A 12,895-nucleotide genomic window follows, 5' to 3' on the forward strand; every position below is an offset into this window, starting at 1 on the left:
TTACAGATGAGCACATCTCATTCTGATCAGTGTTCCTTTTCAAAGTCTTCTGGAATTCTTCACCTTGATTTTCTGTATAGGAAGCCGAATACGCAACTCGAAAGATAAGATGAGTGAAAATTTGTTAATAATTTGAAAAGCGATTAACTTACTATTGGCAGATCATCTTAAAAATAACAACATTTCAGTAAAATAGGATAATATAGTTAATATTATATATTATCATCAATTTTGTAAAATCAATTAATTTTAAAACTCAAAGAGTATAGTTTAAGACGCTTTTATGCCTTTAAAGACGCGTCTCAGCCATATCAATGCATCTTACAGCATGAAAAAAACGGGAATCTATGACAACTATTGCTGTTGAAATGCTAAAAAATATCCAGGGGTTTTTCTTGTGTGGCAAATAAAAAAAGTACTATCAATTTTATTTACAATAGCTTTCGCTCTTCAAGCTCTCGCCGGCAGTGCGGCAGCTACAACGCTTTATGTTGACGGTGCCGGGACTGGAAACTACACGACTATCCAGGATGCGTTAAATAGCGCGATTAACGGAGATATTATAATGGTGAATCCCGGAACTTATCCCGGAGACATTACCGTTCCGGTATCAGATCTGGTTATTGTATCAAGCAGTCAATACAATGCCGTAATCAAAGCTACAGGGAGTGCTTTCAATCTGGATGCCAGTAATACTACAATCAGGAACTTTGACATAATAGGTCCAGGCAGTTCCTCAGGTTATACGGGCATTATGGACACTTCTTCCTTCTGTACTATCCAAAATAATAAAATTTCTAATTTTAGCACAGGCATTGGAGTTTCTACAGGTAATGAAGGCGGAAGCAGCTCGATTATTAGTAATGATATATTTGATTGCGGTATAGGAGTCTCACTCCAGTCCACTATTGATAATAAGTTAAATGGTAATAGAATTTCAAATTGTAGATTAGGAATAGATATAATTGATTCTTACGGCACTATTGTTTATAATAATAATTTTAACAATACCCGAAATGTACAACCTACGGACACCAGTTCCTGGAATACTACGAGAACATCTGGAAAAAACATTATTGGAGGCCCTTATCTTGGTGGAAATTACTGGGCAACACCTGCAGGAGATGGTTTTTCCCAGACTCATTCTGATGCTAACGGAGATGGCATAGCCGAGGAACCATTTAATATGAATGAGGCAAACATTGATTATCTGCCCCTGGTAACTCCCAGAACGGAGCCTTCACCGTCACTTCCTGTTGCTAATTTTCAGATAAATATCACCCGGGGTCCTGCTCCCCTTTCAGTCACCTTTACTGACCTTTCACAAAACGCGACATCGAGGAACTGGGACTTTGAAAATGACGGAAGGATTGACTCTACAGGCAAAACAGAGATCCACGTGTACACAGTTCCAGGAACCTATACAGTCAATCTTACTGCAGTAAATGGAAACGGAGCTGACTCAGAACTGGCTACAATAACTGTTACAGAAGCCAGTAACGATAATTCCGAGAAGAATGAAACTGAAGACAACGATGCCAGTGGAGACGGTGGAGATAGTGGAAGCAGCAGTGGAGGAAGCAGCCACAAGAGCAGCGGTGGAAGCAGCGGTGGAGGTGGAGGCGGTGGATCCCCTGAGCCTGCAAGAAACGTTGAAGTAAAAGAACTTTCTCAGGTCTTCATCACAAACGGCAAGGCTGTAAAGTTTGAATTCTCGAAGAATGCGACCTGCGTTGTGTATGTGGGTTTTGATGCAATCAAAAACGCAGGCAAGACCACAACCATTGTTGAGCAATTAAAAAATAAGTCTGCACTTGTTTCCGAACTGCCTGCCGGTGAGATTTACAAATCTTTTAATATCTGGGTAGGAAATAGCGGGTATGCAACATCAAAGAATATAGAAAACCCGGTAATCGGCTTCAAGGTTGAGAAGTCCTGGCTGAAGGATAAAAATGTAGATGAGGATTCAATCAACCTGAACAGATACGAGGACAAAACCTGGGTGCAATTGCCAGCCAATCTGACAGGAGAAGATAACATATATCTGTATTTCACGGCTGAAACTCCGGGATTTGCCTCCTTTGCCATAACAGGCAAGGCTATCTCGCAGGTTCAGGATGAAAATGATCAGATTTCTGCCGAAAATAGGTCTATTGGTGTGATTAATTCCGAAGAGAACGGGACTGAAGGATCCGAGCCCGATGAGGACAGTATGAACAGCAACACATTATTAAGCCTCGGAATCGTACTCGCGGCTCTGGCAATGGTCGGATTGGTGCTGAAGACTATGAAGAAATGAGACTGGAACGCTTCAGAGCGTCCCATTTTACAAATTTTTTGAGTAAATGTGTATATCTTCACGCCAGCCAGTAAATCGGTTTTTAATCCAAAGTCAATATAAATGCTCACGTGAGTTTATCTGGCAAATGATATAAAAGAAAGAGAACTTAAAAAAGAGATCAAAAACGACTCTTTTTGTAAGTGTTAAGTTTTATTCGGTTTTTACCTTTACAAGTGTGAAAAGTTCTTTTTCTTTCCTTTTACGATTCTGGCTTTTTTCTTTTTTTGCCTTAAAGATCTCTCCTTAATCGAATGTCATAAGGATCAATTTCCATGGCAAATAATGGCCTTAATGGTCAATTCAGAAGCTGGGATTAAAGGAAATAAAACTTAAGGTTTAGATCGGCCTGTAGAAAATAGTTTTAAAAAAGACATTGATCTGAAAAAATTGGATAATTCATAAATGTTAATTACTTTAAATGGACCGGTCGGGAATTGAACCCGAGGCCTCTACCATGCCAAGGTAGCGATCTTCCCCTGATCTACCGGCCCATGTTATGTTTTGCTTTGTCAGCACTCCTTCATACACTCAGTATCGTATATAAAACTGTCGCCATAAAGGCCCAGCTTCCTGTAAATAAAATTTAGAGTCTTGGAAATCCAGAATATTCGAGCAAAAGTTATAAGTAGTAAATCGAGTATTAGAAGTGTTGTCGGATTGGGATGCTTTCCCTAAAAAAGCCTTTCAACTCTGATAATTTGAAAAAACCTGATATCTGGGCCCGTAGCTTAGCCTGGTGGAGCGCACGGCTGATAACCGTGAGGTCCTGCGTTCGAATCGCAGCGGGCCCACCACAATTCAATAATCTCTTTTCGGAGAATTTTCAGGTTTTCTAAACTTTATCTGTATTCACTTCGGGCCCGTAGCTTAGCCTGGTGGAGCGCACGGCTGATAACCGTGAGGTCCTGCGTTCGAATCGCAGCGGGCCCATATACTTTTCTTATTTCTGTTGAACTTCACCTTCTTTTTGTTTGTTTTTCCCTTCCTTCTTTTTACCCCCTATCTTACTTCTTGTTTTTATCCTTATTTCGCATTCTTCTGCACACTTTCTCTGGTGAACGTATCCCAAAATTTCTTTTTTCTGGTAGTTAATGGATTTCAGGATTGATTTCAGATCAAAGCTTCAATTTATTGTTCAAAATATAAGGCTTAAAAGCGAACTTAAAATTTCTACAAAGTCCAAGTTTAGAATTTTTGAATAATCTCTCGGGAAATTTGGAGTTTTCCGCAGCTGGAATATAATCCGATATATAAATAAAATTGGTCTGAATAGTTTATTAAAATAAAACCAATTTAATGTAATATGCATTATTCTTGGGGATTATTGGGGGGCATTATTACTTTCAGTTACAGAGGCTTTTCCTCGAAGAGAGGGTTTGAATTCAGGTCATCTTACTGTCTGTATGAAGGGCACATTTTCTCCAATTTTAGTGCAGTAGATGCAGGTAAAGGAGGTATTTAATTGATAGAAGAAAACCTGGACGGTAAGAAACGATATATTGTTATTTTCAAGAATAAGAATGAAAGAAAGGATAAAGAAAAAGACAAGACAGAGATCCTTCAGCAGAGTGTGGGTCCACGGTTGCATTTTATAGATGTTGGCGTAAAAACAGCGGGTTTTGCCCCTCCTGATGATCCATATGGTCTGGTAGCTCTTGATATTAATGATTTTGAGTTTCCCATGGTATTTGCTGCTCTTAGCGAAGAAGAAGTCAATGCGTTGAAGAAGGATCCTAATGTTGCTTTAGTAGAGCCAGACGGGAAATTCTATGCTCAGGGACTCTCTCCTTACTGGCTGCCTTCTGAGGGGAATTTTTTCAGGGGCAGTGAGCTGCTGCCAGACACTCAAACAGTAATTTCAAATGGGGTGTCAGCTCAGGCAGATTCAATTCCCTGGGGAGTTTCTAATATAAAGGCGCCAATGTGCTGGGAAGCAACCATGGGTAAAGGCATCCATGTAGCTGTCCTGGATACGGGAATCTGGCCTCATGAAGATCTTAAGGGAAATCTTCTTGGAGGGATCAGTTTTGTGCCAGGAGAAAGCTGGGTTGACGAAAACGGTCATGGAACTCATGTTGCTGGAACAATAGCTGCAAAGCTCAACGGTTCTGGTGTTGTTGGAGTGGCACCCTCAGCATATCTATATGGAATAAAAGTCCTCGGTAACGACGGTTCAGGTAACTGGAGCTGGCTCATGAGCGGTCTGTACTGGATGAGAAAATACCATGGCTGTACATTTGATATTGCAAACTTGAGCCTTGGAGGTTCAGGTGCTCCCAGTGCACTGGAAACATATATTAATTATGCATCTGAACAAACACTTCTTGTGACCGCAGCTGGCAACTACCCAGCAGATGCACCTGATAAGCCGGTAATGTACCCTGCCAAATATGAACGCTGCCTTGCAGTTAGCGCAATCCAGAGCGACAATACCATTGCAAAATTTAGTGGCAGAGGGCCTGAGGTCGAGTTATGTGCTCCTGGCGTTAATATAGTATCCACTTTGCCAGGCAATAATTACGGCAGTTTGAGTGGCACAAGCATGGCTGCTCCTCATGTGGCAGGTGCTGCAGCTTTGTGCAGAGGTACTCATAGATCCCTGAAAATGGATAAAATCAGAGAAATACTCGTGAATACCGCCAATAATCTCGGAGTTCCGGGTAAGGATGACGAATACGGCTATGGTAAAGTCGACTGTAATGGAGCTACATTCCATAAAAGCTGTGGATAAACCGTACCCGATTTGAATTATTCAATTTATTGAAAAGAGTTGATGGTTTGGTGATTGGTTACATTCATTGAGCATAAACGCCGCTATCATACTCTATTTTTTCTACTTCGGAAATCTCAGCAAGCTCAGAAATATCTTTTACCGGGACAGTTCCTGCAATAATTACAACAGGACCTTCTATCACGGTTTTAACCATGAGACCTTTTTGTGTCATCTCTTTCTCTACTTTTCCAATATTAGCATCTTTTTTCAAGCTAATTACTACATCAACATTTTCCTTAGGTGACATTTTCAGCTTATTTTCGACTATTAAGATCAGTTCTGAAGAAAGTTTTGATATCGACATTTACATCCCCACATTTATGTCCCCTTATACTCATTTTTAATGGTGATCTATAATTTATATCTGCCGATGATAGCTCTTTTCGTTGTCTGTTGTATAGTTTATTAAGATAAGGACGGTTGTGCTCCGCGTGTGACCGGCACTACAGCTCTATAAGCGGATTTTAACAAGAAAAAGTGTAGGGTAGGGGGAATCCCCTTCAAGATAGAATAGCGTTGAACAATAAGCTCCAGATCTCTCTTATGTGGGACCTCGTACTGGATTCAAGGGCCATTCCATTCCCTATCATAAATTTCAGGCAATGTGCTTCAGGCGTTCTATGTTCCTCAGCACAAGTCTGCTTTCGGCTATGATTTCTTCTTCGATCTTGCTGACTATGCGGTCCATAGGGACTGTCAATCTGTACAGCTTGATCGGTCTGCCCTTACCTTTTGATTTCTTTTCTTCCCGGATGTCAATCCAGTTGTTTTCGCGGAGGTACCGCATTGCAACACTGACTTCCGGCTGTCTCAGGCCAGATACCATTTCTATACTCTGGGAAGAGATTTCCCTTCCTTTTGCAAGACAGGCGAGGGTAAGAGCAATCGGCCTGCTGACATTGATCTTTCTAAACAATTCTATCATTTCGTATTCGCTTGATCCCATAGATATGGGAGTCTCACTCATCATGTCAGTAGTTTCTATAGCTAAACCACTTTCATCTACCATTTAAATCACCCGAAGAACCATTATAGAGTGAATTAATATAAATATTTACTTATGTTTTATTTTTAATATATGTCAATTTATAATTATATTTTATACAGTTTGAGTGGTTGACATTACTATTAATTGGCCAACCGATTACGCTTCTTTTAACTAATAACGGTTAACCTTCCTGGGCCATCTTTTGAATAATATATTATATGTGCCCTGACTCACGTCTTATTAAAATAATTTACTTTTATATAATAATATCTATGCCTTAAATCTTTCTCTTTAAGCCCTTAAAAAATTATCTTAGCCTATATCAAGAACTAAAAGTCTTTTTATCATCAAAAAAGTTTATTTATCTCTCTTTTTTTCCAATTGCTGCTTTTCAGTAATGCTTAATTTAACTAAAATCAAAACTCATTAATTTTTCTATTTAAGTAGAGTTCTGAAATAAATTGTGGTATTCGAATAATGAATAAATAAGATACGAACAGCGTATGACTTTTAAGGTATAGATTGAAGGAGTTTTCAGATTAATGTTGTTCTCTGTATAACCTGACTTTAGCCGAAAGAAAAGATGCATGGAAACTTGAAAGAAAGAACATCAAGTATGTAGATCAACAAAACAAATTGCCAGATCTCAAGAAAAGAAATCCTGAATATAAAGCGGTTTGTTCAAAGACTTTATAGGGAATTCTTTTAAAAAAACTTGATGCAAATTATAGATCTTTTTTGTTCTCAGGAAAAACGGAGATCTAAATGCCAGACCTCCAAGTTTCAAAAGCAGGAAATATTTTCAGACAATTCCTTATAATCAAAGCGGATTTTATCAGAGTGGTAATTTCATTTTTTTCTCTCATAAAATAAATAATACCAAATTTGTTTTTGATACAGAGAAGAAATTTGAAAATATAATACAAATTTAGATCTATAATGACGACCCTTTCCATGCTAAAGGAGATTTCTATATTTCTGTTACTTATGAAGTCTCTGCACCTGAATACACTGATAATGGTTTATATCAGGCTAATGATGCAGGGATCACAAAAATAGTAACGGCAGTTAGCCTATAAAGCTGAATTTATAGTTAAAAAGGTAATAAAAATTGATGAAAGCTATACTTCCAAAACGTGTTATGTCTGTGGGAAAATTCACGATATGCCACTCTGGAAGCGAAATATGGAATGTGATTGTGGAAACTACATTGATAGAGATCGCAATAGTGCAATCAATATTATGTCAAATTTCCTATCACAGAATGCCCTGTGGACAGGCTATCGGAAATTTTCTGATAATCTTCGACAAACAGGTTTACCGATGTCGATGAGGTTCTTAGAATCTTACCCACAAATGACGTAAACAATCGAAGGAAGCTCCATTCTCGCTTTCGAAGAAAGCAGGGAGGAGTAGTTCACGTAGAGCTGAATATTTGAATGAAAAATAATTAGTTACTGAAAGAGCAAGCTATAATATCAATGGGTGTTAAAGACCTTGAATAGTTGATAGAATGATTTTTGGAATCTCAAACTTGCACCGAAATAAAAAAAGAGAAGGTAAAAAGAGAATAAGAAAGCTTTAATTTAACTGCTCAGGTTGTGGAGAGGTATTCCCGACTTGTATGATCAGATTTTTAATTTGAGAATGAACTTTTTATGTATGAGGCTGTAAGGGAAAATTGCTTTGACCTCAAGTTTTTTCGCTGATTCTTCAGGACAGATTCTTGAGACGTTCTATGTTCTGGAGAATAGTCTTGCTCTCAGCGATGACGTTTTCTTCTATTGTATTAATAATAGTCTCCATCTGGACTGTCAGCTTGTAGAGCTTTACCGGCCTGCCTTTGCCATGATTTTTCTTTTCTTCCCTCATATTTACCCAGTCGTTTTCACGAAGGTAGCGCATTGCAATGCTGACTTCCGGCTGCCTCAGGCCTGAAACCATTTCTATACACTGGGAAGAAATCTCTTCTCCTTTTGAGAGGCATGCAAGGGTCAAAGCTACAGGTCTGTTTATATTGAGCCTCCTTAAAAGCTCGACCATTTCGTACTCTACCTCTCCCATTTTAAAATTATTATCTTCTGTTATCAGTCCATTATCTGCCACAACTATCATCTGCCGTTTATACCGGTAATATGCCCAGACTCGGTTCCGGTACTCTATTTTATCCAAGTATCATCAGATCATAGAAATATATTGTTTTAAACGAATGGCTTTAGTAATTGTATTTCTCAAATGTTTCAAATATTCAGTTGAATTTAAACGACGAATTCAGATAACTATTTCTGATTTTTTTGCTTTTTTGTTAAATATATTTCTATTTACTTAAATTTAAAATCTGAGGAAGTGCCTGATAAATCTGGCATCTCAGTTGGTTTAAATAATAATACTCTCTCCCTATATATAATTATATGCATATAAAAACTTTCTGATAATAAGAGACACTAAATTTGTTTTAAGGACTTATGCATCGACAGAGTAAGGAATAGTTGGGAAATGTGATTTTTCGCAGTTTTTCATTCAGGTATATATAGGATTAAAACATTTGGTTATAATTGTTCAATTGATTTATTCGATTCGAGAACGCTGGCCAGGGCATAACATCATATATGGACGTTAAACTCGATCTTTTCTCCAAAATCTGTCCTAATCTTGCAACAACTTCTTAAAAAATGTCCTTTTTGGGTCATTTTTTATGCCTTTTTCGGCAAGCCTTAAATACAAATCCCTGAAAGATTTAGTATAATGACTGATGGGAAGACTGAAGGGCTGGACAAAGCTGCTGTATTTATCTGCCACTGCAGCGGGAACATCTCCGAACATGTTGATATCGATACTGTGAAAAAGACCCTTAAGGCAGGAGGGGTCTCGGTTTTTGATTATGAGTACCTGTGTTCAAGCCAGGGGCAGGCCCTGATCAAGAATAAAATTCTGGAAGGGCATTTGGACAGGATAGTAATAGGTTCGTGTACTCCTTCCAAGCACGGTACTCTTTTTAAAAAGTGCATACAGGAAACCGGACTAAACAGAGCCGGGCTTGAGATTGCAAACCTGAGGGAACAATGCGCCTGGGTGCACCCTGACAGATCAGGGGCTACGGACAAAGCCCTTTCTCTTCTTAAAGCCAAGCTGAAACGCCTGGAAAACATCGAGCCGCTTGAAGAAATAAAAGTGGATATTACTCAGCAGGCCCTTGTGATAGGCGGCGGGATTGCAGGAATCACAGCTGCACTGAATCTTGCAGATAACGGGATTTCCACCTTCCTTGTCGAGAAGGATTCAAGCATAGGCGGGCAGATGGCAAAAATAGGGAAAATCTTTTCTCCTGATAAACTTGCGGAGGAGTGTGCAATGTGCTCTCTCAGCCCTCTCATGAATGAGGTTGCAGCCCACCCTAAAATCACACTTTTGACCTGGACCGAAGTAGAAAACCTCAGCGGGAGTGCAGGAAATTTTACGGTCAGGCTAAAAAAGAAACCGAGATATGTAAAAGATAACTGTACCGCATGCGGAAGGTGCAGCCGGGTCTGTCCTGTCCTGGTTGAAGACGAGTTCAACTGCGGCTATATGGATAAAAAGGCAATTTCTCTACGCTTCTCTCAGTCAGTACCCAAGGTTTTCTGTATCGATTCCGATTACTGCCTGCAATTAAACGGGGAAACCTGCGGAAAATGTGCGTCCACCTGCAAAAACGGGGCGATCGATTTCTCTCAGAAGGAAGAGACAATCGAGCTTAATGTAGGTGCAGTTATCGTTGCCACGGGCTTTGAGGAGTATGACGTATCTCAGAAACCTCAGTATGGATATGGGATTTTTGAAAATGTGCTTACCCAGATGGAACTTGCAAGAGTCCTGGGCATTAATGGTCCTACAAAAGGAGAACTTCTCAGGATATCGGATTTCAGCAAAGCTTCCAGCGACCCTGCCCCTGCAACCTGTGATTCAAGGTGCGAAAATTCATCTAATAATTCCTCCGGTGCTGAAACGCCAAAAAGGATAGTCATGATCCAGTGTGTTGGTTCAAGAGACGAAAAGGAAGGAGGGAACCGCTACTGTTCGAGGTACTGTTGCATGGCGGCCCTGAAGCATGCAAGCCTGATTAAGAAAAGGTATCCGGAAACCGAAATTACGATCTGCTATATTGACGTGAGGGCTTTTGGCTTTTACGAAAACTACTATCGTGCGGTTCAGGAAACAGGAGTTAACTTTGTAAGGGGAAGGCCTGCCGAAGTTATTGAAAAACCGGATAAAAGCCTTGTTGTAAGGGTTGAAGACACCCTTGACCAGAAAATGAGAGAACTTCCTGCTGACCTGGTTGTACTTTCCGCAGCCATGATTCCCTCCCCGGGGACAAAGAGAATTGCCAGTGTACTGAACCTGAGCCAGGATGAAAACGGGTTTATAAAGGAGAGGCATTCCAAGTTGAAGCCTGTTGACAGTTCCCTTGATGGTATCTTTGTCTGCGGCACTGCCCAGAGTCCTAAAGATGTTACTGACACGATTGCCCAGGCAGGACTTGCAGCTGTAAGGGCAAGGGCTTTCATTACGGACAGTCCGAAAGCTCTGGATAACGAGATTGTAGCCATCAACCAGTTGCTCTGTACACGGTGCGAAGAATGTCTTAAATGTCCCTTCGACGCCCTTTCCATAAACGAGAGTGGAAGGGTCGTTCTTGATCCTCTAATCTGCACGGGCTGCGGATACTGTACCGAGCTCTGCAAGGAAGGAGCTGTCCAGGTTGCAGGCTTTACGAAACCCCAGATAAAGGCCGAGATGGAAGGCGTGCTTGAAGAAGGGGATGTGCTTGGCTTTGTAAACAGCGGAATAGCCTCCCTTACCTGTGACAATATCGGTAATAGTGTGCTCACATATCCTTCAAATGTTAAACTGATCAGAGTCCCTACCAGTCTCGTAGTTGATAAAGATCTGGTGCTGCATGCATTCAGGTATGGGGCGTCTTCTGTCCTGTTTGTAGAAGACCCGCCAGAAAGTCCGAGAGCTGAAGTGATATATCCTCTTACTGTGATGCACTTTGAAAAACTTAAAGAAGAACTTGGAGACTTAGGAAGCCGACTTCATTTCAAAAAAGCCTATGTTCCGAACACCAAAGGGCTTGCAGGAACTTTTACCAGCCTTGCCCGGGAAGGAGAGATGATAAAATGATGTCATATGTAAACGAATACGATGCCCCGGAGTGTAAAACTCTTGCAGAAACCGCAAAAAAAAGTATCCGAACCCCTGAATCTCTGGGACTGGACCGCTGTATCCAGTGCGGAGCCTGCACTGCTTCCTGTCCTGCAGCCCGGTTTACGGATTACAGTCCGAGGCAAATCGTAAAAAAAGTGCTGGAAAATGACCGCAGTGTTCTTGAATCAGAAATGATCTGGTCCTGCTTCTACTGCTATTCCTGCAATGTCCGCTGTCCCAGGAATAACAGTCCTGTAACAATCGTGCAGGTACTCCGGCAAATGGCTATCAACGAAGGAAATGGCATTGAGAAGCTTGCTTATTTCCTCGAGATTGGAGAATACCTTGCAGAAAACGGGGCGAGCAAGGTTCCCGGTGCCGGTATTAAGAATATGGAAAAAGATCTTGGGGAGCGCTGGATCGGGATTAAGAATAATCTGGAACCAATCCGTTCCGAGCTTGGGCTCAGCTCCAGGGATATCAGGAATACCCATGGAGAGGTTCAGGCTATTCTTGAGAGTACAGGGTATTTTGAAAGAGAAAAATGGATTAAAGCAAAGATACAGGAAAAAAAATTTCGCGGGTTCCTGAAGACAGACTGCACTGAAAACGAAAATAACAGCGGAGACTTCGGCTTTGAAAGCGATAGAGAGTATACCGGACAGGAAGCTCTTACTGTTTAAGAGCTGCATGGTCGGACAGGAATACCCTGGTGTGGAAACAGCTACACGTTATGTTTTTGACCGGCTCGGGGTAGATTACTGTATAAACGACGAGCAGTCCTGCTGCACAGGGATAGGGCACTATACCGATATCTTTGAAGGTCTCACAACAACAGCAATTGCAGCCCGAAACTTTGCTGTCGCAAGAAGGTGTGGGTACTCGAACATTACCTGCCTCTGTTCAACCTGCTATGCCATAAACAAGGAGGCCTGCGAACTCCTTAACACCAATACCGAGGTCCGGGAAAAAGTCAACTCTATTTTCAGAGAAAAGGGTTTTGACGACCTTGTTTACGAAAAGGGGGACATGAACCCGCGGACCAACTTCTATCATGCAGTAGAGATCCTTTTAAGTAAAGTCGGAAAGATTCAGGAAGAGAAACAATTCGATTTCTCAGGCGTTAAAGCAGCCGCCCATCACGCCTGCCATTATTATAAAGTCAAGTACCTTGATGTTGTCGGAAACCCCGAAAATCCCCAGCTTATAGATACGATAGCTGCAGCCTGCGGGGCCTCTCCTGTCCGCTGGTACGAAGACCGCACTCTTACCTGCGGGATGGGCTTTTCCCAGCTTCACCTTAACAAAAAAACCTCTCTCCAGGTCACAAAAACCAAACTCGACAGCCTCCAGAGAGCCGGAGTGGAACTAATGATCCATATGTGTCCGAACTGCCATATCCAGTATGACCGCTACCAGCCTGTAATCGAAAAAGAGTTCGGGGTAGAGTACGAAATGGTTCATATGAATATTGCCCAGTTAGTAGCTCTCTCAATGGGAGCAGACCCCTACAAAGTATGCGGTTTCCAGACTCACTCAGTGCCTCTGGAAGGATTTCTGGAAAAGACCGGCATAATATAAAAATTCGGACTTAACCCCCATTTTA

10 protein-coding genes and 3 tRNA genes are annotated in these 12,895 nt (G+C 41.1%); 8 read left to right on the plus strand and 5 right to left on the minus strand.

Going from position 1 to position 12,895, the window contains the following annotated elements; translation table 11 throughout:
• Positions 1-397 precede the first annotated feature (397 nt).
• Positions 398-2,299, plus strand: coding sequence for a PGF-pre-PGF domain-containing protein (locus MSHOH_RS05835; protein ID WP_048138092.1), 1,902 nt, complete (start codon positions 398-400; stop codon positions 2,297-2,299).
• A gap of 461 nt (positions 2,300-2,760) precedes the next feature.
• Here MSHOH_RS05835 and MSHOH_RS05840 read toward each other — a convergent pair.
• Positions 2,761-2,832 (minus strand) — tRNA-Ala (locus MSHOH_RS05840).
• Positions 2,833-3,058: 226 nt separating this feature from the next.
• Between MSHOH_RS05840 and MSHOH_RS05845 the strand changes: the two genes are divergently transcribed.
• Positions 3,059-3,135 (plus strand) — tRNA-Ile (locus MSHOH_RS05845).
• 62 nt (positions 3,136-3,197) lie between these two features.
• Positions 3,198-3,271 (plus strand) — tRNA-Ile (locus MSHOH_RS05850).
• Between the two features lie 10 nt (positions 3,272-3,281).
• Here the strand turns inward: MSHOH_RS05850 and MSHOH_RS25530 are convergent.
• The gene (locus MSHOH_RS25530; protein WP_269848949.1) at positions 3,282-3,410 is read right to left on the minus strand and encodes a hypothetical protein; all 129 of its coding nucleotides are present in this window, start codon (positions 3,408-3,410) and stop codon (positions 3,282-3,284) included.
• A gap of 393 nt (positions 3,411-3,803) precedes the next feature.
• Here MSHOH_RS25530 and MSHOH_RS05855 point away from each other — a divergent pair, with 393 nt between their 5' ends.
• Positions 3,804-5,072: a S8 family peptidase gene (locus MSHOH_RS05855; RefSeq protein WP_052730737.1), complete on the plus strand. Its 1,269-nt coding sequence runs from the start codon at positions 3,804-3,806 to the stop codon at positions 5,070-5,072.
• A 64-nt stretch (positions 5,073-5,136) separates the two neighbouring features.
• Here the strand turns inward: MSHOH_RS05855 and MSHOH_RS05860 are convergent, their stop codons facing one another.
• Positions 5,137-5,418 (minus strand): hypothetical protein, encoded by a 282-nt coding sequence (locus MSHOH_RS05860; protein ID WP_048138093.1) that lies wholly within the window; start codon positions 5,416-5,418, stop codon positions 5,137-5,139.
• 291 nt (positions 5,419-5,709) lie between these two features.
• A complete protein-coding gene (locus MSHOH_RS05865; protein WP_082089249.1) occupies positions 5,710-6,123 on the minus strand; it encodes a transcriptional regulator in 414 nt (137 codons plus the stop codon).
• Positions 6,124-7,212: 1,089 nt separating this feature from the next.
• Here MSHOH_RS05865 and MSHOH_RS25950 point away from each other — a divergent pair.
• Positions 7,213-7,467, plus strand: coding sequence for a zinc ribbon domain-containing protein (locus tag MSHOH_RS25950; RefSeq protein ID WP_449405455.1), 255 nt, complete (start codon positions 7,213-7,215; stop codon positions 7,465-7,467).
• A gap of 348 nt (positions 7,468-7,815) precedes the next feature.
• Here the strand turns inward: MSHOH_RS25950 and MSHOH_RS05870 are convergent, their stop codons facing one another.
• The gene (locus MSHOH_RS05870; RefSeq protein WP_048143225.1) at positions 7,816-8,217 is read right to left on the minus strand and encodes a transcriptional regulator; all 402 of its coding nucleotides are present in this window, start codon (positions 8,215-8,217) and stop codon (positions 7,816-7,818) included.
• A gap of 630 nt (positions 8,218-8,847) precedes the next feature.
• On the opposite strand from MSHOH_RS05870, the gene hdrA reads away from it, so the two are divergent.
• From hdrA to hdrB, 3 genes are read left to right on the plus strand one after another with little or no spacing between them, the layout of a single operon-like run.
• Complete coding sequence (gene hdrA / locus MSHOH_RS05875) at positions 8,848-11,265, plus strand: ferredoxin:CoB-CoM heterodisulfide reductase subunit HdrA (RefSeq protein WP_048138094.1); 2,418 nt, start codon at positions 8,848-8,850, stop codon at positions 11,263-11,265.
• Positions 11,262-11,972 carry a ferredoxin:CoB-CoM heterodisulfide reductase subunit HdrC gene (hdrC, locus tag MSHOH_RS05880; RefSeq protein WP_048138095.1) on the plus strand — a complete coding sequence of 237 codons (711 nt, stop codon included), beginning with the start codon at positions 11,262-11,264 and terminating at the stop codon, positions 11,970-11,972. The genes hdrA and hdrC overlap by 4 nt, the downstream gene beginning before the upstream one ends.
• Positions 11,926-12,870 carry a ferredoxin:CoB-CoM heterodisulfide reductase subunit HdrB gene (gene hdrB, locus MSHOH_RS05885; protein WP_048138096.1) on the plus strand — a complete coding sequence of 315 codons (945 nt, stop codon included), beginning with the start codon at positions 11,926-11,928 and terminating at the stop codon, positions 12,868-12,870. Before hdrC ends, hdrB begins: the two co-directional genes overlap by 47 nt.
• Positions 12,871-12,895 lie beyond the last annotated feature (25 nt).

The organism is Methanosarcina horonobensis HB-1 = JCM 15518 (assembly GCF_000970285.1).
Taxonomy (GTDB): Archaea; Halobacteriota; Methanosarcinia; order Methanosarcinales; family Methanosarcinaceae; genus Methanosarcina; species Methanosarcina horonobensis.

Bases quoted from the DNA above. Each gene is read 5' to 3' on its own strand.
- MSHOH_RS05870 (WP_048143225.1), bottom strand. From the start codon at position 8,217: ATGATAGTTGTGGCAGATAATGGACTGATAACAGAAGATAATAATTTT.
- MSHOH_RS05860 (WP_048138093.1), bottom strand. From the start codon at position 5,418: ATGTCGATATCAAAACTTTCTTCAGAACTGATCTTAATAGTCGAAAAT.
- hdrA (WP_048138094.1), top strand. From the start codon at position 8,848: ATGACTGATGGGAAGACTGAAGGGCTGGACAAAGCTGCTGTATTTATC.
- hdrC (WP_048138095.1), top strand. From the start codon at position 11,262: ATGATGTCATATGTAAACGAATACGATGCCCCGGAGTGTAAAACTCTT.
- MSHOH_RS05865 (WP_082089249.1), bottom strand. From the start codon at position 6,123: ATGGTAGATGAAAGTGGTTTAGCTATAGAAACTACTGACATGATGAGT.